At 35.0% G+C, this 26,486-nt stretch carries 20 protein-coding genes, 1 pseudogene, 1 riboswitch and 1 other annotated feature; of the genes and pseudogenes, 16 read left to right on the top strand and 5 right to left on the bottom strand.

The window, feature by feature from the left end:
* From BAU27_RS02655 to BAU27_RS02640, 4 genes are all read left to right on the top strand, one after another.
* Nucleotides 1-1,101, top strand: coding sequence for a sensor histidine kinase (locus tag BAU27_RS02655; RefSeq protein WP_071745062.1), 1,101 nt, complete (start codon nt 1-3; stop codon nt 1,099-1,101).
* A 174-nt stretch (nt 1,102-1,275) separates the two neighbouring features.
* Nucleotides 1,276-2,214 (top strand): ABC transporter ATP-binding protein, encoded by a 939-nt coding sequence (locus tag BAU27_RS02650; protein WP_002148977.1) that lies wholly within the window; start codon nt 1,276-1,278, stop codon nt 2,212-2,214.
* A gap of 36 nt (nt 2,215-2,250) precedes the next feature.
* Nucleotides 2,251-3,360: an ABC transporter permease gene (locus BAU27_RS02645; protein WP_071770059.1), complete on the top strand. Its 1,110-nt coding sequence runs from the start codon at nt 2,251-2,253 to the stop codon at nt 3,358-3,360.
* A gap of 1 nt (nt 3,361) precedes the next feature.
* On the top strand, nt 3,362-4,507 hold the full coding sequence (locus BAU27_RS02640) for an ABC transporter permease (protein ID WP_071745064.1): 1,146 nt from the start codon (nt 3,362-3,364) through the stop codon (nt 4,505-4,507).
* A gap of 44 nt (nt 4,508-4,551) precedes the next feature.
* Here BAU27_RS02640 and BAU27_RS02635 read toward each other — a convergent pair whose 3' ends face one another.
* Nucleotides 4,552-5,490 carry an esterase/lipase family protein gene (locus tag BAU27_RS02635; protein WP_071770058.1) on the bottom strand — a complete coding sequence of 313 codons (939 nt, stop codon included), beginning with the start codon at nt 5,488-5,490 and terminating at the stop codon, nt 4,552-4,554.
* Nucleotides 5,491-5,608: 118 nt separating this feature from the next.
* Here BAU27_RS02635 and BAU27_RS02630 point away from each other — a divergent pair, with 118 nt between their 5' ends.
* Nucleotides 5,609-6,820 carry a phospholipase D-like domain-containing protein gene (locus BAU27_RS02630; RefSeq protein WP_071770057.1) on the top strand — a complete coding sequence of 404 codons (1,212 nt, stop codon included), beginning with the start codon at nt 5,609-5,611 and terminating at the stop codon, nt 6,818-6,820.
* A 54-nt stretch (nt 6,821-6,874) separates the two neighbouring features.
* Here BAU27_RS02630 and pyrH read toward each other — a convergent pair whose 3' ends face one another.
* Nucleotides 6,875-7,618 (bottom strand): UMP kinase, encoded by a 744-nt coding sequence (gene pyrH / locus BAU27_RS02625; RefSeq protein ID WP_071770056.1) that lies wholly within the window; start codon nt 7,616-7,618, stop codon nt 6,875-6,877.
* A 377-nt stretch (nt 7,619-7,995) separates the two neighbouring features.
* Between pyrH and BAU27_RS02620 the strand changes: the two genes are divergently transcribed.
* The 6 genes from BAU27_RS02620 (at nt 7,996) to BAU27_RS02595 (ending at nt 18,136) form a co-directional block, all read left to right on the top strand.
* A complete protein-coding gene (locus BAU27_RS02620; protein WP_071770055.1) occupies nt 7,996-9,267 on the top strand; it encodes a cation:dicarboxylate symporter family transporter in 1,272 nt (423 codons plus the stop codon).
* A 24-nt stretch (nt 9,268-9,291) separates the two neighbouring features.
* On the top strand, nt 9,292-10,731 hold the full coding sequence (gene aspA, locus BAU27_RS02615; RefSeq protein ID WP_071770054.1) for an aspartate ammonia-lyase: 1,440 nt from the start codon (nt 9,292-9,294) through the stop codon (nt 10,729-10,731).
* 74 nt (nt 10,732-10,805) lie between these two features.
* Entirely contained in the window at nt 10,806-12,518 is a 1,713-nt protein-coding gene (malS, locus tag BAU27_RS02610; protein ID WP_071770144.1) for an oxaloacetate-decarboxylating malate dehydrogenase, read from the top strand.
* Nucleotides 12,519-12,581: 63 nt separating this feature from the next.
* Nucleotides 12,582-13,880: an ATP-binding protein gene (locus BAU27_RS02605; RefSeq protein WP_098888141.1), complete on the top strand. Its 1,299-nt coding sequence runs from the start codon at nt 12,582-12,584 to the stop codon at nt 13,878-13,880.
* A 2-nt stretch (nt 13,881-13,882) separates the two neighbouring features.
* Complete coding sequence (locus BAU27_RS02600; RefSeq protein WP_071770053.1) at nt 13,883-14,815, top strand: response regulator; 933 nt, start codon at nt 13,883-13,885, stop codon at nt 14,813-14,815.
* Between the two features lie 114 nt (nt 14,816-14,929).
* Entirely contained in the window at nt 14,930-18,136 is a 3,207-nt protein-coding gene (locus BAU27_RS02595; RefSeq protein WP_071770052.1) for a DEAD/DEAH box helicase, read from the top strand.
* 101 nt (nt 18,137-18,237) lie between these two features.
* Here the strand turns inward: BAU27_RS02595 and BAU27_RS02590 are convergent, their stop codons facing one another.
* Nucleotides 18,238-18,372 carry a DUF3934 domain-containing protein gene (locus BAU27_RS02590; protein WP_000047591.1) on the bottom strand — a complete coding sequence of 45 codons (135 nt, stop codon included), beginning with the start codon at nt 18,370-18,372 and terminating at the stop codon, nt 18,238-18,240.
* Nucleotides 18,373-18,778: 406 nt separating this feature from the next.
* Nucleotides 18,779-19,038, top strand: a binding site (T-box leader).
* Between the two features lie 70 nt (nt 19,039-19,108).
* Here BAU27_RS02590 and asnA point away from each other — a divergent pair.
* Together asnA and BAU27_RS33495 are read left to right on the top strand one after the other, a co-directional pair.
* The gene (asnA, locus tag BAU27_RS02580) at nt 19,109-20,092 is read left to right on the top strand and encodes an aspartate--ammonia ligase (protein ID WP_002118166.1); all 984 of its coding nucleotides are present in this window, start codon (nt 19,109-19,111) and stop codon (nt 20,090-20,092) included.
* 178 nt (nt 20,093-20,270) lie between these two features.
* Nucleotides 20,271-20,399 (top strand): annotated as a pseudogene (locus BAU27_RS33495) (helix-turn-helix domain-containing protein); the annotation flags it as partial.
* Between the two features lie 365 nt (nt 20,400-20,764).
* Here BAU27_RS33495 and BAU27_RS02575 read toward each other — a convergent pair.
* Nucleotides 20,765-21,217, bottom strand: a complete 453-nt coding sequence (locus tag BAU27_RS02575) for a VOC family protein (protein ID WP_071770051.1) — start codon at nt 21,215-21,217, stop codon at nt 20,765-20,767.
* A gap of 280 nt (nt 21,218-21,497) precedes the next feature.
* Entirely contained in the window at nt 21,498-22,727 is a 1,230-nt protein-coding gene (locus BAU27_RS02570; RefSeq protein WP_071770050.1) for an aspartate kinase, read from the bottom strand.
* A gap of 201 nt (nt 22,728-22,928) precedes the next feature.
* Nucleotides 22,929-23,115: riboswitch (Lysine riboswitch) on the bottom strand.
* Between the two features lie 192 nt (nt 23,116-23,307).
* Here BAU27_RS02570 and BAU27_RS02560 point away from each other — a divergent pair.
* The 3 genes from BAU27_RS02560 to BAU27_RS02550 are packed head-to-tail and all read left to right on the top strand — an operon-like array spanning nt 23,308 to nt 26,463.
* A complete protein-coding gene (locus BAU27_RS02560) occupies nt 23,308-24,216 on the top strand; it encodes a DoxX-like family protein (RefSeq protein ID WP_071770049.1) in 909 nt (302 codons plus the stop codon).
* Between the two features lie 4 nt (nt 24,217-24,220).
* Entirely contained in the window at nt 24,221-24,832 is a 612-nt protein-coding gene (locus tag BAU27_RS02555) for a DUF4166 domain-containing protein (protein WP_071745076.1), read from the top strand.
* Between the two features lie 5 nt (nt 24,833-24,837).
* Complete coding sequence (locus BAU27_RS02550; RefSeq protein WP_071770048.1) at nt 24,838-26,463, top strand: YndJ family protein; 1,626 nt, start codon at nt 24,838-24,840, stop codon at nt 26,461-26,463.
* Nucleotides 26,464-26,486 lie beyond the last annotated feature (23 nt).

Below are 26,486 nucleotides of genomic sequence, written 5' to 3'. Positions count from 1 at the left end.
ATGGAATTTTGGTTAACTGTAAGTAAATTAATTGTCTTTATATATATTGTGTTCAGTTACATACATTCAAATGTTACGAACTTACCATGGGTTATATTTGCTTTGCTTTTATATCTTTCTGTAAACGTGCTGATCTCTATATTTAAAAAAGATACGTACAAAAAAATATTAATCTGTATTTCAATTAGTGTAGTTATGTTATTAACATGGAGGGTTCATCCATTTTTTATTTTGTTTTTACCTTTGAACTTATACGAAATTACATTCCATTACATAGAAAAGAATTGGTCACGCTTTGTGATTATGATGCTCCCAATTACGATTACAGATGAAAGTATTCGAATGACCTATGGATTAATTGTTGCATTTTCTTTTCTCATTTTAACTATGGCAGATCGTTATATCCCTCGTGTATTAAAGCTTGAATCACAAAATGATAAGATGCGAAAAGATATGCAACGACTGACGAAAAGCCTAAATGAAAATAAAGAGTACATAAGGCAATCAGAGTACACATTTAAGTTAGAAGAGAGAAATCGACTATCTCAAGAAATTCATGATAAAATCGGTCACTCAATGACAGGTGCACTAATTCAAATGGAAGCAGCAAAGAGATTAATGGAAATAGATAAAGAAAAATCTGCGGAATTATTACAAAATGCCATTCATATTTCAAAAGATGGAATCGAAAGCATTCGGATTACATTAAAAAATATGAAGCCGCCAACTGAACAAATTGGAATTCATCGTATGAAATTATTCATAGAGGAATTTGCTGGTAAGCATGATATAAATATTCCATTCGTATATAAAGGGAACTTAGATATGATTTCACCGATTCAGTGGAAGATTATCGGTGAAAATGTTATGGAGGCACTAACAAACGCGATGAAATATGCTGATGCGACAGTCATTTCAATCGATATTCATGTACTGAACAAGATGATCAAAGTACAAGTAAAGGATAATGGAAAAGGTGCAGCTCTTGTTAAGAAAGGTCTCGGGATTATGGGGATGGAGGAGCGAACAGCATCAGTAAACGGAAAAATTATTATAGATGGAACAAGTGGTTTTTCAGTAACGATGTTGTTGCCGATATGAGGGATGAATCATCTCATATGAAAAAAGTGAATAATCTCATGTGAAAAGAGTGAACTTCTGCACTGAGCAGGTTCATTCTTTTTGCTTATAATAAAGTGAAACTTCAATCAGTGGGAGTCTTACTGATCGCAAATAGCGGGATAAAAGCAGAGAAACCGAAATAGGGGTGAAATGATGAACACATTAGAAATTAAAAATTTAACGAAAAAATTTGGTGATTTCATCGCGGTAGATAATATGTCTTTATCTATTAAAGAAGGAGAAATATTTGGATTTTTAGGATCAAATGGTGCTGGTAAAAGTACAACAATTAATATGATTGCTGGCTTATTAAGAAGTAATGAAGGTGAAATTAGCATACTAGGAAAAAATATAAAGAAACATAATCGATTTGCGAAAATGAATATTGGTATCGTTCCGCAAGATATTGCGATTTATGAAGAGTTAACTGCCTATGAAAATGTGAAATTCTTTGCTGGATTGTATGGATTACGAGGAGCCGAGCTAAAAGCGAGAGTAGAGGAAGCACTTCAATTTGTAGGCCTTAGTGATAAACATAAAAGTTACCCGAAAAACTTTTCTGGCGGGATGAAACGAAGGCTGAATATCGCTTGTGCAATCGCTCATAGACCGAAGTTAATTATTATGGATGAACCGACAGTTGGAATTGATCCACAGTCAAGAAACTATATCCTTCAGTCTGTTCGGAAATTAAATGAAATGGGAAGTACGATTATTTATACAAGTCACTACATGGAAGAAGTAGAAGAGATTTGTACGAAAATAGCAATTGTAGATCACGGTAAAGTAATTGCAGAAGGCACGAAAGAACAGTTAAAAGCGATTATTACCGATACGAAAGACATTTGGATTGAAGTGAAGTCAGTAGAAAATCTAGACGTCGAAAAATTAAAAGAGATAAACGGTGTGAAAGCTGTTCAAATTGAAGAGAACGTAATCAAAGTAAATTCTGATGCAGGATTAAATAATTTAAATAAAATTATTCAACACTTTATTAATCATGATATTGAAATTCGTTCATTAGAAGAGCAGGCTCCGAATTTAGAAACAGTATTCCTTACATTGACCGGAAGAAACTTACGAGATAAATAAAGTGATTGTAAGAATAGGAAAAGGGAGGTTCATCGATTGAACATCTTCAATATTGCAGTTATGCACATTAAAAGAGATTTCAGGGACGTAAGAACTTTAGTTTTTATGTTAGCATTTCCGATTGTGCTTATGCTTGTATTAGGAACAGCGTTAAGTAACGCATTTAATAGCGATAGTCATTCGATTAAAGATATACAAGTACTTTATAAAGATGAAGCGGGAAGCACGTTTTCTCAATCATTTGAAGCATTTACGAAAGAGGTCGATAAATCGGGTATCCATTTTAAAAAAGCTTCCGAAGGTATAGAGGGGAAAGAAGAAGTGAAGCAAAATAAATATGCTGCATATGTAGAATTGAATAAAGATGGTGCGAAATTTTACGGAAGCGACAGAAGTAGTATTGAAGGAAGTATTGTTGAAGGAATGTTTACGACATTTGTTGATAAGTACAATGTAGCGGCAGAAGTTGCAAAAGTAGATCCAAGTAAGGTTAGCACAGTTATTTCAAATGGAAATCATAATGATTATATTAAAGAAACATCTTTACAAGCTGCTAAAAAACCAGGTTCTATGGATTACTACGCGGTTGTAATGACGACAATGATTGCATTGTATGCTGCAATGGGTGCGAGTTTTTTAATTCGAGGAGAACGAGTACGTAAAACAGGAGATCGTTTAATTGCAGCACCTATAAGTAAGGCTGAAATTTTCATTGGGAAAGTGCTCGGTAGTCTTGTAGCAAATGCACTTTGTCTATTACTCGTCGTTATATTTAGTAAATTTATTTTTCAAGCGAATTGGGGCGACCATCTTGGAATCATATTTATTATTTTACTAACAGAAATCTTTCTAGCAATTAGTTTCGGTTTAGGAATCGGATTTATTACAAAAACAGGTGAGGCATCTCGAGCAATTATTATGGTTGTTGTGCAATTAGCTTCTATTTTTGGTGGTGCGTATTTCGTAGTGGAAGAAAATGTCGTTACGAATTTATCACCATTAACGTGGGCCAACACAGCTATTATGAAAATTATTTATGCAAATGACATAGGAGCAGCACTGCCGGTTATTTCTTTAAATCTTGGAATTTCAGCAATCTTTTTATTAATTGCGATTATCGCATTACGTAGACGGGAGGGGCTGTAATATGAAAGATATTTTATGGCTCATACGAAAAACATTAGCTGCGCTTTTTAAAAATAAAAAAGGATTATTACTTATTGTAAGTTTGCCGATAATAGGAACACTCATTTCTTTTTCAATATATGGTAATGTAGGGCAAGGAACGTTAAATATTGGGGTTATAAATAAAGAAAATCAGCCTATCGCAAATGATACAGTAAAATTTTTAGAAGGACTCAATCATGTAAATGTTAGTAAAATTAAGGAATCCGAAGTGGAAGATAAACTCATTTCAAAAAAACTTGATGGTGTTATTACATTACAGTCTGGTTTTTCCGAAAGTGTTCGAGCAGGGAAACCGAGTCATATTGAAGTTTCATCGATTAAAGGTGATCAAGTAACAGTATTTATAAAATCATATTTATATAACTATGTTGATAATATAGCTGCGATTAGTAAAGTGGCAGGGGCGGATCAAAGTACGTTTGATAGTATGTACGCTGGTTATCAAAAAAGTTCATTTAAAGTAAAAGCAGAGACACTTGAAGATACTTCGAAAAATAAGGATATGACAAATCAAACGATTGGTTATCTTATCATGTTTATGCTATTTTCGGCAGCGAATTTATCTGGAATTATTTTAAAAGAAAAAGAGAACAGAACGTATTTTAGATTATTATCGACACCGATAGATGGAAAGAAATTTATATTATCTAATGTCGCGGTGAATATGATTATACTAACAGTGCAAATTGTAATTGCCGTATTATTTATGAAGTATGTTTTCCATACAAATATAAATATGCCTTTCACAGTGATGATTGGTGTACTCATGATATTTGCTTTAATCGCAATTGGTTTATCATTAGTCATTGTGTCTTTTTCAAAAAGTTCAACTGCTTCAAATGCGATGCAAAATGTTGTTATTGTACCGACATGTTTATTAGCGGGATGTTATTTTCCATATGATATTATGCCGAAAACGGTACAAAAAATAGCTGATTTCTTACCGCAACGCTGGCTAATGGACACGATTTCGAAATTACAGCAAGGAATTCCGTTTTCAGAGTTGTATTTAAACATTTTAATCTTATTCGCTTTCGCGATAGCATTCTTCTTAATTGCGATTTATAAGTTTGGAAGAAATAATGATGCAAGGAACTTCATTTAATGAAAAGGTGTGGCGCAATGCCACACCTTTTTTGTATTCGTAATTTAAAGTATCTTTTGTAATATAGGAATGCTTTTGTAGAGCACTTCGTTATGTGAAGCATGCACAACATATTTATTTCCCTCTAGAAGAAAAACGCTATGTAGAACAGCGTTACCATCACCATGTTTTGTAAGTATATCACCGACGACTTTTCCGTCTGTCCATTCCAGTTTTGAATATGAAGGGACGACTTGTAAATATTGAATCGTTTCTACTCCATCTCCTGCAATGAGTGTAGTTTCAATATTTCTTTTCTCGATAATAAATCTATTTTTATTTAATGTATCGAGGAAAGGATTTTTCGTTTTCATCTTGTTATAAGGAAGAAATGTAATAGAAGAGCCGGATCTTATAAATAAATAATTTCCGTAATCTTTACAAGGAATAACATCTTGTAATCCTGGAAAGTAACGGTGTATTGCTTCAATTTTATTCATTTTGTGTAAGGTGCTTACGTAGTGAATGTATTGTTCCATATAAAAATGAACAATATTTATTTTAGAAGAGGCATGAACAGGGAGACTACCCCCAGTCCAATAACTATAATTGGGAGGAGATCCAGCGTTTGGTGTACAGAGTATAATAAGTTGCTCCACATCATTTTCATATTCTTCACTTTGAACGTAAGAACGTGCAAGAAGTCCACCCATACTATGACAAACTAAATTTAGTTTATCGTACCCTGTAAATTCTTTAACATAAGCAATCGTTTTTAATAAATATTTTTGAGTAGAAACAGCAATACGCTGACGCCAGTCATAAAAACAGATAAACAGGTTTTTATTTCGTTCATAGCCTATACTTTCTAACATCATGATGAATGGTTCATAGATAAACGAAGAAAGTCCAAAGCTCCAATTACCAGTACCCGGAATAATAATATTACTCATTGAACCGAAAAGACCTGGGATAAAAATAATAGGGATTTTTCCTTTTCTCATACTCTTCTCTCCTTTACCTGTTTAACATCGATAAAAATTAAGAACTACATTTCGTATGAAAACATATTTAAATGAAACACTACGGAGTAGAACGTAATTTGAGCGGAAGGAAATCAAAATGATTAAAAAAATATTGCGAGTTACTTCTATTATTATGGCTATTGTTATTTTTATATTAATTTGGATGCATATTGACGTTACGCTCGGAAGAAAAATGGAAGCCGGAAAAAATATGCCGACAGAGTACGCGCCTCATTATAGTGATTTTCAATTATATGTAGAAGGAAAGTCATTTTATAAAAAGTTATTTACTGATGTAAGAGAAGCGAAGCAATCTATTTACACGTATTTTTTTATTTTGTCGGATGATAAAAGTAGCCATACTTTTTTACACTTATTAAAAGAGAAGGCAAAAGAAGGAGTAAACGTCTATTTATCAGTTGATCGCATTAATGATTTATCATTTGAAAGAAAGATGAAAAATGAATTGCGGGAAAGTGGTGTACATTTTACATATAGTAGAAAACCTGAATTGCCATTCGGATTTTATTCACTGCACCATCGTAATCATCGCCGCATTACGACGATTGATGGGGGGATTGGCTATACGGGTGGCTTTAATATGGGGGATGAGTACTTAGGGAAAGATAAGCGTTTTGGATATTGGCGTGACTATCATGTGCGGATAAGAGGAGAAGGAGCAAAGGACTTAGAGGAACAGTTTGCTTTAGATTGGAAACGAGATACGAAAGAAGATATAAAGAGAAGTACGAATAAAGCTAGTAAAGGGAACACATTACATACTATGACTAGTTACAATGGACACCACGTCGCTGAAAAATATATAGAGTTAATAGACCAAGCGAAGCATTCAATTGTCATTACAACACCATATTTTATAGCGAAAAATAAAGAATTAATGAATGCTTTAATTGGAGCGCAAAAGCGTGGTGTTACAGTGAAAATACTTTGGTCATATAAACCGGATATACCTCTTATTAAAGAGGCGGCATATCCTTACATCCGTCAAGCTGTTAAAAATGGGATTACTGTGTATGGTTATAAAAAAGGGATGTTTCATGGAAAGTTAATGCTGATTGATAATGAATTAACTGTTATCGGTACAACGAACATAACTGCACGTAGCTTTTATATAAATGATGAGATGAATTTGTATATTCATGGTGGTCCTATCATAGCACAAGTGAATGAGGCGTTAACGCAAGACATTGGTGATTCGAAAGAGATGACAGAAACATTTTTTGACAACTTATCTATCTGGGAGCGTTGTAAGGAGAAAGTAGTTGGATGGGTTGATTTTTATTTGTGATGATTAACGAAGAAAGGGTGTCTATAAAAGGCACCCTTTTGTTAATGAAAATAACTATTTTTCATGCACAAGCATCGACGCATCATCATTAATCAAAGTCCCGACATGCTCACCTAAACAAATTCTTTTCATCACTCCAGGCTCATCAAAGTTAAAGACGTGTGCCGGTAAATTATAATCTCGAGCAAGCAATAAAGCGGCTTGGTCCATTACTTGTATGTTTTGCCTAACAATATCGTTATAGTTCAGTTTACTGTACATTTTCGCTGATTTGTTATGTTTCGGATCACTTGTAAAGACGCCGTCGACCCCTTGTTTTGCGACTAAAATGGCGTCGCTATTCATTTCAATGGCTCTTTGTACACTTGGATAATCTGTCGTAACGAATGGCTGCCCATTCCCGCCTCCAAAAATGACGATATAGCCGTTATCTAAATGATGTACTGCACGCAAGCGAATATATGGTTCAGCTACTGCATTAAAAGGGATGGAAGTCATAACACGTACTTCTCTATCTGTTTTACTTGTTAAAACGCCGCGAAGCATTAAGCTGTTAATAATCGTACCTAGCGTACCGATATTATCAGCTTCTACACGATCAATTCCCCATTCTTCAGCTAGATGACCTCTGAAAATGTTACCGCCGCCGATGACAATGGATACTTCGATACCTAGGTCAATAATGGATATAATTTCGTTTGCGATATGCTCTAATCGTTTGGAGTTAAAGCTATTTCCAGATTGATCAGCAAGTGCGCCACCGCTTAGTTTAATTAAGACGCGTTTATATGGTTTCATAACAATTCCCCCTATATAAATGGCAATAAAAAAGGAACAAAGGCGAATGCCTTTGTTCCTTGCTGAGAAAATGAAAAAGAAAAGAAGAAGATAGGCTGAATTTCTGTACATAATTTTTCATAACATCCACTCCTTTTCATTTCAATTTATTGTAAGTGTATATCTTTTTGATTATACAAAATAATCCGATTACTTATCAAGTATATTTTATCACTTTTTAACAAAATGGTGTCAATGAAAAATATAAGAAAAAAAATTGAATTTTTTGTGACGAACTTGTAGGTTTTTGTATGATTTTGTAGGTTCGCTTATATCATGTGTGAGTAAGCTTTTATAAATATGAAATGAAAGCGTTCGCATGAAGGGGATGAACATAAATGAAAAAATTCGGATTGGCAACACAAATTTTTGTCGCACTTGTTTTAGGGATTGTAGTAGGGGCAATCTTTTATGGAAATAAAACGGCGATTTCTTATATCACACCAATTGGGGATATATTTATTCACTTAATTAAAATGATTGTAGTACCGATTGTTATTTCAGCATTAATTGTTGCGGTAGCTGGTGTAGGAGATATGAAAAAGCTTGGGAAACTAGGCGGGAAAACAATTCTTTATTTCGAAATTATTACGACAATTGCTATTTTAATGGGATTACTTGCAGCAAATATATTCCAACCAGGTACTGGCGTTGATATGAATAATTTACAGCAAACTGATATTTCTTCTTATAAACAAACAGCAGATGCAACAGAGAAGAAAGGATTTGCAGAAACGATTGTTCATATTGTACCGAAAAATATATTTGAGTCTATTACACAAGGTGACTTATTACCGATAATATTCTTCTCAGTACTATTCGGTTTAGGAGTTGCAGCAATCGGTGAAAAGGGAAAGCCTGTTTTTAACTTTTTTGAAGGTGTGCTCGAAGCGATGTTTTGGGTTACAAATCAAGTGATGAAATTTGCACCATTTGGTGTATTCGCATTAATTGCTGTTACGGTTGCAAAATTTGGTGTAGCAACACTACTTCCTTTAGGAAAACTAGTGCTAGCTGTATACGTAACTGTTATACTATTCGTTGTGATTGTATTAGGTATTAATGCACGAATGGTTGGAGTAAACATTTTTACATTAATGAAAATATTAAAAGAAGAACTTATTCTTTCATTTACGACAGCAAGTTCAGAAGCTGTTTTACCTAATATAATGAGAAAAATGGAAGAGTTCGGTTGTCCAAAGGCAGTTGCCTCTTTCGTAATTCCGACAGGTTATACATTTAACTTGACTGGATCAGCTATTTATCAGGCGTTAGCGGCATTGTTTGTTGCACAAATGTACGGTATACACATGTCACTGACAGAGCAAATAACTTTATTATTCGTTCTCATGTTAACATCCAAAGGTATGGCGGGAGTTCCGGGTGCATCATTCGTTGTTGTATTAGCGACGTTAGGATCAATGGGCTTACCGCTAGAAGGCATCGCATTAATTGCGGGAATTGACCGTATTTTAGATATGATTCGCTCAGCTGTCAATGTATTAGGAAATGCATTAGCGGCCATTGTTATGTCGAAGTGGGAAGGCGAATTCGATGATGAGAAAGCAAAACAATATGTAGAAACAGTCAAACAAACAAAAGCAGCATAAGAAATCGTTAAGGAGTGAAAAGTCATGTCAACATTAACTGAAGTTAAAAATGGAGTACGAATTGAAAAAGATTTTTTAGGTGAAAAAGAAGTGCCAAATTATGCGTACTACGGTGTACAAACAATGCGTGCAGTAGAGAATTTCCCAATTACAGGATATAAAGTCCATGAAGGTTTAATTAAAGCGTTAGCAATTGTAAAAAAAGCGGCAGCACTTGCTAATACAGATGTAGGAAGATTGGAATTGACAAAGGGTGGTGCTATCGCAGAAGCATCACAAGAAATCCTTGATGGGAAATGGCATGATCATTTCATCGTTGATCCAATTCAAGGCGGTGCAGGAACTTCAATGAATATGAACGCAAATGAAGTCATTGCCAATCGTGCTCTTGAATTATTAGGAATGGAAAAGGGAGACTATCATTATATTAGTCCAAACAGTCATGTAAATATGGCGCAATCAACAAATGATGCATTCCCAACAGCAATTCATATTGCAACATTAAATGCATTAGAAGGCTTATTACAAACGATGGGTTATATGCATGATGTATTTGAATTAAAAGCAGAACAGTTCGACCATGTTATTAAAATGGGTCGTACACATTTACAAGATGCTGTGCCAATTCGTCTTGGACAAGAATTTAAAGCATACTCTCGCGTACTTGAACGTGATATGAAACGTATCAAGCAATCACGTCAACATCTATATGAAGTAAATATGGGAGCAACTGCAGTTGGTACAGGCTTAAATGCGGATCCAGAATATATTGAAGCAGTTGTAAAACATTTAGCTACAATTAGTGAACTACCACTTGTTGGTGCAGAAGATTTAGTAGATGCAACCCAAAATACGGATGCGTACACTGAAGTATCTGCAGCACTTAAAGTATGTATGATGAACATGTCTAAAATTGCGAACGACCTTCGTCTAATGGCATCAGGTCCACGCGTTGGATTAGCGGAAATCATGCTACCGGCTCGTCAACCAGGTTCATCTATTATGCCAGGGAAAGTAAACCCTGTTATGCCAGAAGTAATTAATCAAATTGCGTTCCAAGTAATTGGTAACGACCATACAATTTGCCTTGCTTCAGAAGCAGGACAATTAGAATTAAATGTTATGGAGCCAGTACTTGTTTTCAACTTACTTCAATCTATTAGCATTATGAATAACGGTTTCCGTGCCTTTACAGATAATTGCTTAAAAGGAATTGAAGCGAATGAAGACCGCCTAAAAGAGTATGTTGAGAAGAGTGTAGGAATTATCACAGCCGTGAACCCTCATATCGGCTATGAAGCAGCAGCTCGCGTTGCGAAAGAAGCAATTGCGACAGGGCAATCCGTTCGAGAACTATGTGTGAAAAATGGTGTATTGTCACAAGAAGAATTAGAGTTAATTCTAGATCCATTCGAAATGACACATCCAGGGATTGCAGGAGCAACTCTTTTAAAGAAAAATTAAAAGAAGAGGGGGACAATCCCCTCTTTTTTGTTTACAATATAGAAATGTTATATATGAATAGAGGTAGGGATGTTATGAGTAAGTTTACAGTGGCTTCTAATGGTTCATTAGAAACGACATTAAGAGGAGTAGAAGTATTATCAACACCACTTTTAAATAAAGGGGTAGCTTTCACGCAAGAAGAAAGAGAAGAATTAGGTTTAAAAGGGTTATTACCGCCAGCAGTTTTAACGCTAGATGAACAAGCACGTAGAGCGTATGAGCAATTTTGTTCTCAGCCGGATGATTTATTAAAGAATGTATACTTAACAGCGTTACATGATCGAAATGAAGTATTATTTTATCGTATTTTAACAAATCATTTACGTGAAATGTTACCAATCGTATATACACCTACTGTTGGTGTAGCAATTCAAAGATATAGCCATGAATATCGTAAACCACGCGGTGTTTATTTATCAGTTAATGATCCTTCAGGTATTGAAGAAGCATTTGCAAATATCGGTGCAACAGCTGATAATATTGATTTAGTTGTTGTAACAGATGGAGAAGGTATATTAGGAATTGGTGACTGGGGTGTTGGTGGTATTAACATTGCGATTGGAAAGCTAGCAGTATATACGGCCGCAGTTGGAATCGATCCTAGTCGCGTGTTACCAGTAATTTTAGATGTAGGTACAAATCGTGAGGAACTATTGAACAATCCATTTTATATTGGAAATCGTCATCCACGTGTAACTGGTGAAGCTTACGATGAATTTATTGATACATTTGTACAAGCGGTAGGCAATAAGTTCCCGAAAGCACTTTTACATTGGGAGGACTTCAGTTCTCGCAATGCACGAAAAATTTTAGATAAATATCGTCATGACGTTTGTACATTTAATGATGATATTCAAGGTACAGGTGCAGTTTCACTTGCTGCTGTATTATCGGCAGTAAAAGCTTCTGGTGTACCGTTAAGTGAGCACCGTGTCGTTGTATTTGGTGCTGGTACAGCTGGAATCGGTATCGCAGACCAAGTAAGAGATGCAATGGTTCGCGTCGGCTTATCAGACGAAGAATCTCATAATCGTTTCTGGTGTATCGACCGTAACGGGTTAGTTACAGATAATATGGAAGATCTTCTTGATTTCCAAATTCCGTATGCCAGAAAAGAAGCTGAAGTAAGTGAGTGGAAACAAAATGGTGTGATCGGACTTGCTGAAGTTGTGAAACATGTAAAACCGACAATTTTAATTGGTACATCTACTGTTGCCGGCGCATTTAAAGAGGAAATTATTAAAGAAATGGCTTCTCATATAGAGAGACCAATTATATTACCAATGTCGAATCCAACGCCACTTGCGGAAGCGAAACCAGCAGATTTAATCGAGTGGACAGAAGGAAGAGCGTTAGTTGCAACAGGAAGTCCATTTGAACCAGTTACATATAACGGTGTAACGTATGTGATTGGGCAGTCAAATAACGCACTTATTTTCCCGGGACTAGGTCTTGGTACAATTGTTGTTCGTGCAAGCGTCATGACTGATGGTATGTTCGCAGCAGCTGCTGAAGCAGTTGCAAGTATGGTAGATGCAAGTAAACCAGGAGCACCTATCTTGCCAGAAGTTGAAGAGTTACGTAATATCTCTGAAATGGTTGCAATTGAAGTAGCGAAAGTTGCTGTTGCAGAAGGTGTTGCTAGAGAGAACTTAAGTGATGACGATATTAAGATAGCAGTGAAAGAATCAATGTGGACGCCTGAGTATCGTCAAATAAAAGCGGTAGAAAAGGTTAACATATAGAAAAAAGCCCGTTTATAATAATAAACGGGCTTACTTGTATAATATTGAAAAAATACATAGGAAGTGGCACTTTTGAATTGGAATCAATTATGGAAAAAAGATATATCTCTTTTAATTATTTTAATGGTTGTTGTTCCGATTGCTGGAGAGCTAAATTTTCATCCTTTTAATGATACGTTTCGCGTTAGCTTTGGGACACCGCTTTTCTTCTTTTTATTACTATTTTTAAGAAGAATACCAGCAGCGGTTGCAGGTATTCTTGTTGGTATATCTGTAGTCTTATTCCGTGTATGTCTTGACTGGGTATTGCAAGGTTCATTTTATATGACAGAATCATTTTATTTGCGCTATCCTGTGTTCTTTTATTATTTTGTTTATGGAAGCTTATTTTCGCTTTGTAGAGTGAATAAGTTCCATCAGAATCCAGTTGTAATTGGGTGCCTTGGAATTACAATTGAAATTATCGCAAGTATGTCAGAACTTGCGATTTATCACATGGTAGTGCTCAGTACAACAATAACAGTTTCTGAAATAAATAAACTAATCATAATTGCTATTTTCCGTAGTTTCTTTGCACTTGGTTTTTTAAATATGATGAATTTATATGAAACAAAATTAAAAGAATCACAAGTTCGAAAAGAAAATGAAAAAATGTTGATGCACCTTTCTAACTTATATGTGGAATCTGTTCATTTGAAAAAAACGTTGCAAAATGCGGAGTTAATTACACAAGAAGCGTATCAATTATATCGGAATTTACAAGCGAACGATGATTCAAGTAGTAAAACAGCATTGAAAATAGCAGGAGAAGTGCACGAAATAAAAAAGGATAATCAAAGGATTTTTGCAGGACTATCTAAACTATTATTAGATAAAAATGTAGCTGAGTATGTAGAAGGACATGAGCTTGCAGAAATGATTGTGAGAATAAATGAGAAGTATGCTGAAATGTTGGAAAAAGATATTTGTTTTTCTAAACATATAGAAGGTGAGCATGCAGAATATCATGTGTATACGGTCTTATCAATTTTTAATAATTTAGTTGCAAATGCGGTTGAAGCAATTGAGGGTAGTGGTGCTATCATTATTAAGTTATATAAAATTGATAAACGTATATTTTTTGAAGTAATTGACGATGGGCCTGGTATTGCGCAAAAATATAAGAAACTAGTATTTAAGCCAGGGTTTACTTCGAAGTATGATCAAACAGGAACACCATCTACGGGAATTGGACTTTCTTACATAAACGAAATGGTAACTGAGCTCGGAGGAGAAGTAAGATTGGAAGATGGGGAAATTGGTGAAGGCTGTAAGTTTGTCGTTTGTTTGCCGGAGTGTAGTTTAAAGCGGGAAGGGGAATAAAGTTGTTTTATTATATCGTAGATGATGATGAAGTTTTCCGCTCCATGCTTTCACAAATTATTGAAGATGGTGATCTTGGGGAAGTAATTGGAGAATCGGAAGACGGAGCTTTTATTGAAGCAGATCAATTAAATTTTAAAAAAGTAGATATTTTATTTATTGATTTATTAATGCCAATGCGAGACGGCATTGAAACAGTTCGCCATATCGCATCCTCTTTTACTGGGAAAATTATTATGATTTCTCAAGTTGAATCGAAGCAGCTTATAGGTGAGGCGTATACACTCGGTGTTGAATATTATATTACAAAACCATTAAATAAAATTGAGGTTATATCTGTTGTACGTAAAGTAATGGAACGTATTCGTTTAGAGCGCTCTATACATGATATTCAAAAATCATTGAATAACGTTTTTAAGTGGGAACAGCCGCAAGTTCGAAATGAGCCAATGCAAGAAGGGAAAAAAATAACGGATTCAGGACGCTATTTATTATCAGAACTTGGTATTGCGGGAGAGAATGGAAGTAAAGATTTACTTAGTATGCTGGAATATTTATATGGACAAGAAAAAGCACAAACCTTTGACTTTGGATTTCCTGCGCTAAAAGATATCTTTCACCATATAACTATAAGGAAATTAGAGAATATAGCTTCAGATGCACATATAGATAAGGAGAGAAAAGCATCTGAACAAAGGGTACGTAGAGCGATTTATCAATCGTTAAATCACTTAGCTTCCCTTGGATTAACAGATTTTTCAAATCCGAAATTTGAAAGCTATGCTCCGAAATTTTTTGATTTCACTGTAGTTAGAAAACGTATGACAGAAATGACAAAGGAAGAAGTAGCAACTTCCGGACATACGCGAATTAATACGAAAAAGTTTATTCAAGTGTTGTATTTTGAGGCGAAACGGTTGATGGAGATAGAGTGAAAAGGTGCTTATAAATAAGCATCTTTTTTTGTTAAATCTACATTTTATATTTTCTCTTGGAGCATGTAAAATGTTAGTTGAGAGAAACTGGTTTAAATTAAGGAAGTGTAAAAAATGAGTTTTACATTAAACAAATCGATTATTAAAGAAGTATGCGGAGAAACCTCATATAAAAGAGGCGAAGCTTATTATAAAGCAAATAAAGTGATAGTAAATCATTATGATGAAAATAAAGAAATTTGCGAGGCAACGGTAAAAGGGAACGAAGATTTTCATGTTACAGTAGAAAAAGCTAAAAAAGGTGATGTTGTTGCGAAATGTAGTTGTCCGTCGTTAGCTTCTTTTCAAACGTATTGTCAACATGTTGCAGCAGTATTGATACAAATAAATTATAATCAGCAAACGGGTGGAATGCTCCCCGCTAGTAGCGAAAGCATGAGCGGAAATGAACAATTAACAAGCGGGATGTTTCAGTTATTTGCAGACAAACCACTGCGGCCAAAAAGTAAACAACACCGCTTTGATACACGTGAATTACTTCATGTTGAATTTATTTGTACACCAGTAGTTACGAAAAAGGGCGGGGCACTTCTGGGAATTCAGTTGATACTTGCCAAAACGTATTTCGTAAATCATATTAGAGAATTTCTTTCTAATGTGGAGAAAAGAGAACCTTTTAATTGTTCTAATGAATTCACATACATACCAGATGTACATAGCTTTAGGCAAGAAACGGATACGATTATTCAGCAACTTATTAAAATGTATCATAATGAAAAAATGTATGAAGATACACTAGAAGTACATGCAAAACAAGATGATAGCATGATTTTAATACCGCCAGCTTCGTGGATGGATATGCTTTCTTTCCTTTCTAAAGCTGAGTTTGTCAGACTTAATCAAGATGGACAATCTTTTCACGGTTTACAAATTTCAAAAGGACTACTTCCTTTACATTTTGAGTTTAATAAAGGGAGTAACGGTGGGTTTACACTTTATATTGACGGCTTACAACAAGTAGACGTAATGGATACGTATAGTTATGCTCTATTTGGAGGGAAACTGTATCAGTTGAACGCTGAGGATTGCAAGCGGCTTATCGAATTACAAAAAATGATGAATCGTTCTAGTAGTAACCAATTGTATATTCCAGCAGATAAGATGGAGCACTTTGTAGAAAAAGTTGTACCAGGGTTAATGAAGCTAGGAACTGTGCGAATAGATGAGGTAGTATCAGATCGTGTTGAAACACCCGCATTAAAAGCGAAATTATATTTAGATCGAGTGAAAAATCGCTTATTAGCAGGTCTTGAATTTCACTATGGAAACGTCCTAATTAATCCGTTAGAAGAGGATGGACAGCCGGCTGTTTTTAATCGTGATGAGAAAAAGGAAAAAGAGATTTTAGACATTATGCGTGAAAGTGCCTTTGCGAAAACGGAAGGCGGTTATTTTATGCATAATGAAGAAGCTGAGTATAATTTTTTATATCATGTTGTTCCAACGTTAAAAGGTTTAGTTGATATTTATGCGACGACAGCAATCAAATTACGAATTCATAAAGGAGACACAGCTCCTCTTATAAGAGTTAGGAGGAAGGAGAGAATTGATTGGTTATCATTTCGCTTTGATATAAAAGGTATTCCAGAAGCTGAAATTAAAGGGGTATTAGTAGCTCTTGAAGAGAAACGTAAATATTACCGATTAGCGAACGGTTCTTTATTATCACTGGAGAGTAAAGAGTTTAATGAAATTAATCAATTTGTAAAAGAAACGGGTATTCGGAAAGAATTTTTACATGGGGAAGAAGTGAATGTTCCGCTTATCCGTAGTGTAAAATGGATGAACGGACTTCACGAAGGAAATGTTTTAAGTTTAGATGAGTCTGTTCAAGAGTTAGTAGAAAATATTCAAAATCCGAAAAAATTAAAGTTTGCTGTGCCAAATACGTTAAATGCAGAAATGAGAGAGTATCAAGTATACGGATTTCAGTGGATGAAAACACTCGCACATTATCGTTTTGGGGGTATTTTAGCAGACGATATGGGACTAGGAAAAACGTTGCAAAGCATTGCTTTTATAGATTCTGTTTTGCCGGAAATTCGAGAGAAAAACATGCCTATATTAGTCGTCTCTCCGTCATCCCTCGTTTATAATTGGCTGAGTGAATTGAAAAAATTCGCCCCGCATATTAGAGCAGTTATTGCAGATGGAAATCAAATAGAGCGCCGAAAAATTTTAAAAGATATAGCAGAATTTGATGTCATAATTACGTCATATCCATTGCTAAGAAGAGATATAAGGTTGTATGCAAGACCGTTTCATACACTATTTCTTGATGAAGCACAAGCGTTTAAAAACCCTACAACGCAAACTGCAAAAGCGGTGAAAACGATTCAAGCGGAGTATCGTTTCGGGTTAACAGGAACACCTGTAGAAAATTCGTTAGAAGAGCTATGGTCTATCTTCCATGTCGTCTTCCCAGAATTATTACCTGGAAGAAAAGAGTTCGGTGATTTAAGACGTGAGGATATAGCGAAGCGAGTGAAACCATTCGTATTAAGACGATTAAAAGAGGACGTATTAAATGAGTTGCCAGATAAAATAGAGCATTTACAGTCATCGGAGTTGTTACCAGATCAAAAGAGATTGTATGCTGCATATTTAGCGAAATTAAGGGAAGAAACGTTAAAGCATTTAGATAAAGATACGTTACGTAAAAATAAAATTAGAATTTTAGCTGGTTTAACGAGATTACGACAAATTTGTAATCATCCCGCTTTATTCGTTGATGATTACAAAGGCAGTTCAGCTAAATTTGAACAACTGTTAGAGATTTTAGAAGAATGTAGAAGTACTGGGAAGAGAATTTTAATCTTTTCTCAATTTACGAAGATGCTTTCCATTATCGGTCGTGAGTTAAACCGTCAAGCGATTCCATACTTTTATTTAGACGGGAGTACACCTTCGCAAGAGCGTGTAGAGCTATGCAATCGGTTTAACGAAGGTGAAGGTGATTTATTTCTTATTTCTTTAAAAGCTGGTGGTACGGGTCTTAACTTAACTGGTGCAGATACAGTGATATTATATGATTTATGGTGGAATCCAGCTGTTGAACAGCAAGCAGCAGATAGAGCATATAGAATGGGACAAAAAAATACGGTGCAAGTTATTAAGTTAGTAGCCCACGGAACAATTGAAGAGAAAATGCATGAACTACAAGAAACGAAGAAAAATTTAATTGCTGAAGTAATTGAGCCAGGAGAAGGGAAATTATCCTCCATAACTGAGGAAGAAATTCGAGAAATTCTTATGATTTAAAATAAAAAAGCTATGCTTTCAAATTTATGAGAGCATAGCTTTTTTGTTGTAATAATTATATTTTGTTTTGAACAAAGTAAAGAAATCAAATGGTATTTAAATTACTTCTTTGTGCCTTTACTTTTGTATGGTTTTGCTGCTTTCTTTTTCTTTGCACTTGATTGCCAACGGTTCCATCCCTTACTTCCTGTACCTTGTCCTACACCTTTTTTCGGTTTCGCTTTCGTTTTGCTCATATGATCACTCCGTTATATAAAAATCTTGTTTGATAATAGTCAATGAATTAGAAAATACTCTTGATAAATGACTATGTTTGCTTTAAGTAAAAACAAACTGCTTGAATGCTATAGTATATCATGAAATTGCAAGTAAACTGAAAGGAATTACAAAGAAAATGAAAATAATAAGAAATACTGCGGATTCTATATTTCGAACGATTACACTAATAGTTGTGTATACGTTAGTTTCGGTTAGTGAAACATTTTTTGGAATGACGAGGCAGAAGAAGTAAAGATGTTAAATTAACAACAATCAATAAAGCCGTAAAATAAAGAATTGAAAAATTTTTTAAAACTTTTTGTTGACTTTCTTTGTTTTTTGTATAGAATAATCATTAATAAAATGTTTCAGAGATGTGACAACAAAACGACTATGAAAGGACGAGTAGTAGTGGGATGTAGTTTAAGCGAGTCAGGGACGGTGTGAGCCTGATACGAAGCCTATTATGAAGAACCTCCTGGAGTCGCTAACCGAAATCCTTTATAGGAAAGTAGACTTAGCCGGGAACTTCGCCGTTACAAGAAGAACAGTATCGAGATTTTTTCATCTCCGTATTGTATAAGTGAGCAACCTCTGTTGCTAATTTGGGTGGTACCGCGGAACCAAAGCCTTTCGTCCCAGTTTTTTGGGATAGAAGGGCTTTTTTTGTTGGCTTCTTTTCACAACATCCAAACATTTTAGGAGGAAACCACCATGTATCAATCATTAATGACAGTAAGAGAGACTCAAATCGCAATTAAGGAAGTTAAAACATTTTTCGAGGACCAATTAGCAAAACGTCTTGAACTATTCCGCGTATCTGCACCATTATTCGTAACGAAAAAATCAGGATTAAACGATCATCTAAACGGTGTAGAACGTCCAATTGAATTTGATATGCTACATTCAGGAGAAGAATTAGAAATTGTTCATTCACTAGCGAAGTGGAAAAGATTCGCACTACATGAATACGGCTATGAAGCTGGTGAAGGCTTATATACAAACATGAACGCGATTCGTCGTGATGAAGAACTAGATGCAACACATTCCATTTACGTTGACCAATGGGATTGGGAAAAAATTGTTCAAAAAGAATGGCGCACTGTAGAATACTTGCAAGAAACAGTACGAACAATTTATGGAATATTCAAAGATTTAGAAGATCACTTATTTGAAAAGTATCCGTTCCTTGGAAAGTATTTACCAGAAGATGTTGTTTTCATTACTTCCCAAGAACTAGAAGATAAATATCCAGAATTAACACCGAAAGATCGTGAACATGCAATAGCGAAAGAACACGGTGCAGTCTTTATTATCGGAATTGGTGATGCACTCCGTTCAGGTGAAAAACACGATGGACGTGCAGCTGACTATGATGATTGGAAATTAAACGGTGACATTTTATTCTGGCACCCAGTACTACAAGCTTCATTCGAATTATCATCCATGGGAATCCGTGTTGATAGTAAATCACTTGATGAACAGTTAACGAAAACTGGTGATGACTTCAAACGTGAGTATGATTTCCATAAAGGTATATTAGAAGACGTACTACCATTAACAATTGGCGGTGGTATTGGACAATCAAGAATGTGCATGTACTTCTTACGTAAAGCACATATCGGTGAAGTTCAATCTTCTGTATGGCCTGATGATTTACGTGAAGCTTGTAAGAAAGAAAACATTCATCTGTTTTAATAGAAGAGAGAGAATAGCTTAAATATAGAGCTATTCTCTCTTTTTTTATTGTGTAAACGAATAGTTTACAGTGGCTTTTACCAATAGTTTCTGTCATTTGTATCTCCTTTCATGTCATAATTTATTAAAGGAGGAGACGTTATGAGCATAGGAGAACCGCTAAAAAAACTACGAGAATCAAAGCTTTAAAGAGAAAATACATATTGATGAAGAAGAGGCGGATTTTGAGAAAGAGAATGAGTTTGGTTTTTATATTGGCTGCGGATTATTAATTATGAGTGCTTTCATTGACTATGAAGGAATTCAAGGGAAAGAGCGATAAGATATATAATGAAGAGTGGGAGGAGTCAGTTATATTTCCTAGGAAAGGATATAACGAATAATTTAATTGTTTTATAATAATTTTTTGATGTTGATAATATGTTAAAAAGCTGTTTGTGTAGAGGCTTGAAATCCATGTGTAAAATGATAATAAAGTTTTAAAAACTCAAACAAGTATAACCCCGTCCTAAAGTTAGGACGGGGTTATATTTATTTAATTTTGAATGAATTTCTGTTTGGCATAGCCAACGACTTTTTATCCCGCTAAAGCCCGATTGGTGAGAGCTAATAATCAGTGAGGAGGAACACCCTCCCACTGATTAAAGTTTCACTTTATAAAACGTCACTTACTTATTTGTTACCGAGTTCTTCCGCTAAACCGATTAAAATTCCTTCGGTTCCACGAATGTAGCAGAGTCGATACGAGTCCTCGTACTGAACTACTTCGCCAACGAGCTCTGCACCATGCTTAGTAAGTCTGGATACCATTTCGTCAATGTCCTCAACGGTGAACATGACACGCAGATAACCGAGAGCGTTTACAGGAGCTGTCCGATGATCTGCTATAGTAGGTGGGGTGAGAAATCGTGAAAGTTCAATTCGGCTGTGACCATCTGGCGTAACCATCATAGCAATCTCTACGCACTGAGAACCGAGTCCAGTTACGCGACCAGCCCATTCACCTTCGACAGTGGCTCGCCCTTCGAGGTTCAGGCCAATCTCTTCGAAGAAAGAGATTACGTCATCAAGGGATTCTACAACGATGCTGACATTGTCCATTCTTAGTAATTTGTTTTTTGTCATAGTCTTTATCTCCTTATGTGTAAAAATTTATCCCGCTATTTGCAGGCAGTAAGATTCCCACCTCAAAATTCGGCGAATGCGAGGAAGTTAGGTGGTAGATAACTGCCCAATTGTTGAAGAGAACGACTTGCTTCTATTTTTTAACAATTTTATTATTTTTCAAACGACTTTATTTTAAACTAAATAACCTTTTTCTCACTTTCCACTATGCAAACAGCTTTCTATTTATATAGGAAGGAAATAGATTAATATAATTTGTTGTAAGTTTTACTGGCGGAAATTAGCTCATTTGCACTAAAGGCTCAATTTTCGCCATAAATGATTGATGTAGTGCTTCCACACCATCTACTAAGTGAATTCGATCAATGACAACTGATACTTTAATTTCAGATGTACTTACCATTTTAATATGAATACCGTCTTCTTTTAAAGTAGTGAACATATTTGCAGCGACACCTGGGTTAGATACCATACCTGATCCTACAATTGATACTTTTGCTAAATGATTTTCATATTCCACAGATTCATAGTGAAGTGCTTCTTGATTTTGTTCCAATACTTCTAATGTTTCTCTTAAATCATTAGAATGGATTGAGAAAGAGAGGTGAACAGTTCCTTCATTTGTAATACTTTGAATAATAATATCTACATTAATATGTGCCGCTGCTAACGTAGAGAAAACTGTTGAAAGTGCACCTTGTCCTAACCCTTTAATTGTGACGCGTGTAATGTTATCCTCAAATGCAATACCTTTAACGATTGATTGTTGTTCCATGTTACATTCTCCCCTTACAATTGTTCCGTTTTCTTGTTCCATACTTGATCGTACTTCTAAAACTACATTATGATTTTTAGCAAATTCAACAGCGCGTGGGTGTAACACGCCAGCACCGAGATTGGCAAGCTCTAACATTTCGTCATAAGAAATTTCATCTAATTTATAAGCAGTTTTTACAACACGTGGATCAGTCGTATATACGCCGGTCACATCCGTATAAATATCACATTTTTTTGCTTTTAATGCCGCTGCTAATGCAACAGCAGTCGTATCGGAGCCACCGCGGCCAAGTGTTGTAATTTCATTTTCTTCACTTATTCCTTGGAAACCAGCTACTATAACAATCGTGCCTTTAGTAAGATAGGACTGAATACGATCAGTATTAATATCAGTAATCCGTGCACTACTATGTACAGATTCAGTCGTAATACCAGCTTGCCATCCTGTTAATGAAATTGCATTATAACCTTTTGTTTGTAGTGCCATTGTTAATAGTGAAATGGTTACTTGTTCTCCTGTAGATAGGAGTATATCCATTTCACGTTTACTTGGATTTTCAGTAATAGCGTTAGCAAGTGCGACAAGTTCATCTGTACTTTTTCCCATTGCTGAAACGACAGAGACAATGCTATGTCCTCGTTCATATTCTTCAATAATTAAGCTTGCTACATGTTGAATGCGTTCGACGCTTCCAACAGAAGTACCGCCAAACTTTTGTACAATCGTTTCCATTACGAATTCCTTCTTTCGTCCATTTTTAAGAATAGGTTAGGACATATACAAATCCCAATATTCCTGTAGTTACCAGAGAGAAAAACAAAAAACACCATCTCAAATAAGTGAGGATGGTGCTGTTACAGGAAAAGGGAAACAGAAAACGGAGCTAATAAAAAAACCGCCAAAAAAGGAATATCATAAAGATGATATCTCTTTTTTGTAGATAGCTCTTCACACGTACATGTCTGTACATATGACAGTTCTGTTTCTATTCGAAAACAGCCCCAATTGATAAATGCAGAGAAATTTATCAATTTCGGCAACACTTCCTTTCTTCTAAATTCATAGACATCTCTGTGTCTCCTTTAGAATACTTATAAGCGTTGCAACCTCTATCTCACGTTTTAGGCGAGAGTGTTTGATTTATGAAGTTGTTGGTAACATTTGTTTTATAATAATTTAAATTTTTCAGGGAATCAAGTGTTTTATATATTTTTTAAAAATTCTATCTTTTTCGAAGGTTAGTTTGTGAAAAGTGTAGCAAAATGAATTCGTTGCATGTACATTAAAAATATAGAGCATGGGAGGTGGAAGGATGGGCAAGAAAAAGCCTATTTATGTAGCGATAGAAATGAAAACAACAATGGAGAAATTATGGGAATATACGCAAGAACCGGACCTACATACAGAGTGGGATGCACGTTTTACAGAAATCTCGTATTTGGAGAAAAAGGAGGGGGAGCCGCAGAAGTTTTTATATAAAACGAAGATTGGTTTCGGACTTGAAATAGCTGGAGAAGGAGAATCGATAGGTGAAGTAAGAAAAGAAACTGGAGAGCGCATTTCTTCTTTAAAATTTTGGACAGACAATCAATTATCACTTATACAAATCGGGCGTGGTTATTGGAAATATACACCGAATGAAGAACATATTTATTTTGAGACGAAATATGATTATGATACAAGGTTTGGTCGTATAGGAAATGTGATAGATTCATATGTTTTTCGACCTTTATTAGGCTCTGCGACTGCTTGGAGTTTTGATGCTTTAAAATTATGGTTAGAAAAGGGACTTCATCCTAAGTTGTTAATTAGAAGAACGATGACGTATTGGCTCGTTTGCTTTTTATTTGCCTTCGTATGGTTATATCAAGGGATTGTACCGAAAGTGATTTTTACTCATCCAGAGGAACTGAAGATGCTTTCTGAGTTAATCGGATCGAATGAAAGTAGTATTTTTATACTTAAAATAGTTGGATTTTTAGAAATAATATGGGGTGTTATGTGGCTATTGCCATTTCAAAAACGAAAATTGTTTATATTACATATTGTTATGTTAATAGGTTTAACTATAGTGGCAGGAGTTACGAATATCACAAGTTTTACAGAGCCGTTTAATCCGATTACATTGAATTTTCTTCTAATAGGGTTATCAATCGTCGGTTATATGAATTGCACTAATTTGCCAAGCACAAAAAATTGTAAGAGGAAGAGAAAGGGATAAATATATGGCTAATATTTATGAAAGATTATTAGGAGATACCTATAAAAATCTTCATCCAAAATTACAGAAGCGATATGCGATTACAGAAGAGAATAGTTTTACAGGAGAAGGGGAAATGGATGAAATTTACGGTGGCTCTTTTTTCGTTAAATTGATTTTGAAAATTGCATCGAAGTTCCGAATGTTTTTCTCTGAGCGAGGAAAGAAAGTGCCATTTACGATACATAATACCGCTGAGCGAGATGAATATGGGAAAGAATTTGTAACATGGAATCGTACTTTTTATTTTCATAATAAGAAAAGATATTTTAACGCTGTTATGAAGTTGGATGAAGAGAATAATGAAATTGTAGATTATTTTGGTGAGCCACATATACTTGTTTCTACATTGAGTTTTTATATTGATGAAAAAGGCGGGATACATATTTCTTCAAAGAAACAATGGTTTTTTATGTTTGGAAGAAAAATACCGTTACCTAGATTTTTATACGGAGAGGCAAAAATTGTAGAAAGTTATGATGAAACACTACAATGTTTTCGAATTCATGTACAAGTACGGAATCCGTTAATTGGTTCGTTATTTTCATATAAGGGAACATTTGTGGAAAGGAAATAAACGAGATGAAAAATATACTATTTGGATTTGCTTGTTATATTGTATTTCTAATATACGAGTGGTCGAATGTAAATCCTGTTGAAGCAATTATTTTATTATCTATTTTGTTATTTATACCGATGTCATTTTGCATCATTGATAAGAAAACAAGAAATGGATCGTATGTATTCTTTTATAAATTGGTATCGTTTTTATATCCAATCGCAGCAATTAGTGCAATGTTAGCTTTCGTAACAAATCACTATTTCTTTGCGCTATTTTGGTTTGTATATACAGGAATTGTCGCGTTATTTGGTGTAAGTAGATTGCTAGAAAGAGGATGGAAACCGTTAGAAGAGACAGCTATTGATAGTGCCTTTATGTATTTGTTTTTAGGTGGTTTCTGGTTTTTTGCTTCTGTAGCAAAACTTTCAATTATGCACTTTAGTTCTGACATTGTTTTACTCACAGCTGCACACTTTCATTACTCGGCATTTTTATTGCCGTTATCAGCGGGTTTACTTGGAAGAAAAAGAGAACGGGGAAGTAAGTTATATGACGCTATTATGTTTATCATCGTCATTTCTCCAATGACAGTTGCAATAGGAATTACGTATTCGAGGGTGTTTGAATTCTTTGCAGTATTCATATATTTATGTGCCATTTATGGATATGGAATTTATGTATGGAGAACGAAATTCAATGCTATAAGTGCAAAGGTACTTTTAGTTATTTCTTCTAGTGCACTTATGGTAACAATAATGTTTTCACTCATATATTCATACGGAAATTTCAAACAAGTAATGACGATTACAATTGCACAAATGGTCTGGATTCACGGCGTGGTAAATGGGATTGGGGTAGCGTTACCAGCTTTTCTCGGTTGGATGATTGAGAAGAGTATTCCGAATTATAAATACTATGGAAAACCAATGAGCCACTTAAAAGGGAGTTTTACAGTTGGAGAGCGTTTTTTACATATCCAAGGATTAGTAGATAATAAGGAATATAGTGGATTAGTTGATAAAATGAGTAATTTTCATAGTGATACATTTGATGAAACAGAGATACCAATAAGTATTAATCGCTTTTATGAACATACGAAAGAGTATCATTTACAAGCAAACATTAAATGGGCTCGTTGGTTTCGTCCATTTGCATTTTGTTATGCAAAAATGAGTAAACGTGTAGCGCAAATACATTTAGGAATCGGTGGTAAGTGGGAAGCAATGCAAGGTTCTATCGTTAGTGTAAAAGATGAAAGTGATGGTAGGGAAAACGTGAGGGCATGGATAAGAAAGAATGGAGAGGGGGAAACGATTTTTGTAGCCCTTTATTCAAAGCATGTATACAAGAACGAGACATATATGAATATCGCATTGCCTTTACCATATTCGAATATGACTGGTATTTTGAAGTTAGCTAATGATGCAAACAGTTTAGTTATTACAAGTAAGCTAAGAGAGAGTTGTAAGGGAGATGAAGGGATATACTTACACACTGGCTACTTTACAATACGCTTACCATTAGCAGAGACTTTTATCATTAAAGAGGGCACGGATCAAATGTTAACAGCTAACCATAGAATGTGGATATTTGGAGTTAAGTTTTTAGAAATTGATTATGAGATTAAGAAAATAGAGGAGAAGTAAGCGAAGCTTGGAGATATTCCAAG

Origin of the sequence: Bacillus sp. NH11B (assembly GCF_001884205.1) — a bacterium.
Taxonomy (GTDB): domain Bacteria; phylum Bacillota; class Bacilli; order Bacillales; family Bacillaceae_G; genus Bacillus_A; species Bacillus_A proteolyticus.
Note: the sequence above shows the minus strand (reverse complement) of the source record. Positions and strands in the feature narration are given on the sequence as shown.

Excerpts from the sequence above, each read along its gene's own strand:
- BAU27_RS02655 (WP_071745062.1), top strand. The coding sequence starts at position 1 with ATGGAATTTTGGTTAACTGTAAGTAAATTAATTGTCTTTATATATATT.
- BAU27_RS02650 (WP_002148977.1), top strand. The coding sequence starts at position 1,276 with ATGAACACATTAGAAATTAAAAATTTAACGAAAAAATTTGGTGATTTC.
- BAU27_RS02640 (WP_071745064.1), top strand. The coding sequence starts at position 3,362 with ATGAAAGATATTTTATGGCTCATACGAAAAACATTAGCTGCGCTTTTT.
- BAU27_RS02635 (WP_071770058.1), bottom strand. The coding sequence starts at position 5,490 with ATGAGAAAAGGAAAAATCCCTATTATTTTTATCCCAGGTCTTTTCGGT.
- BAU27_RS02630 (WP_071770057.1), top strand. The coding sequence starts at position 5,609 with ATGATTAAAAAAATATTGCGAGTTACTTCTATTATTATGGCTATTGTT.
- pyrH (WP_071770056.1), bottom strand. The coding sequence starts at position 7,618 with ATGAAACCATATAAACGCGTCTTAATTAAACTAAGCGGTGGCGCACTT.
- BAU27_RS02620 (WP_071770055.1), top strand. The coding sequence starts at position 7,996 with ATGAAAAAATTCGGATTGGCAACACAAATTTTTGTCGCACTTGTTTTA.
- aspA (WP_071770054.1), top strand. The coding sequence starts at position 9,292 with ATGTCAACATTAACTGAAGTTAAAAATGGAGTACGAATTGAAAAAGAT.
- malS (WP_071770144.1), top strand. The coding sequence starts at position 10,806 with ATGAGTAAGTTTACAGTGGCTTCTAATGGTTCATTAGAAACGACATTA.
- BAU27_RS02595 (WP_071770052.1), top strand. The coding sequence starts at position 14,930 with ATGAGTTTTACATTAAACAAATCGATTATTAAAGAAGTATGCGGAGAA.
- BAU27_RS02590 (WP_000047591.1), bottom strand. The coding sequence starts at position 18,372 with ATGAGCAAAACGAAAGCGAAACCGAAAAAAGGTGTAGGACAAGGTACA.
- asnA (WP_002118166.1), top strand. The coding sequence starts at position 19,109 with ATGTATCAATCATTAATGACAGTAAGAGAGACTCAAATCGCAATTAAG.
- BAU27_RS02575 (WP_071770051.1), bottom strand. The coding sequence starts at position 21,217 with ATGACAAAAAACAAATTACTAAGAATGGACAATGTCAGCATCGTTGTA.
- BAU27_RS02570 (WP_071770050.1), bottom strand. The coding sequence starts at position 22,727 with ATGGAAACGATTGTACAAAAGTTTGGCGGTACTTCTGTTGGAAGCGTC.
- BAU27_RS02560 (WP_071770049.1), top strand. The coding sequence starts at position 23,308 with ATGGGCAAGAAAAAGCCTATTTATGTAGCGATAGAAATGAAAACAACA.
- BAU27_RS02555 (WP_071745076.1), top strand. The coding sequence starts at position 24,221 with ATGGCTAATATTTATGAAAGATTATTAGGAGATACCTATAAAAATCTT.
- BAU27_RS02550 (WP_071770048.1), top strand. The coding sequence starts at position 24,838 with ATGAAAAATATACTATTTGGATTTGCTTGTTATATTGTATTTCTAATA.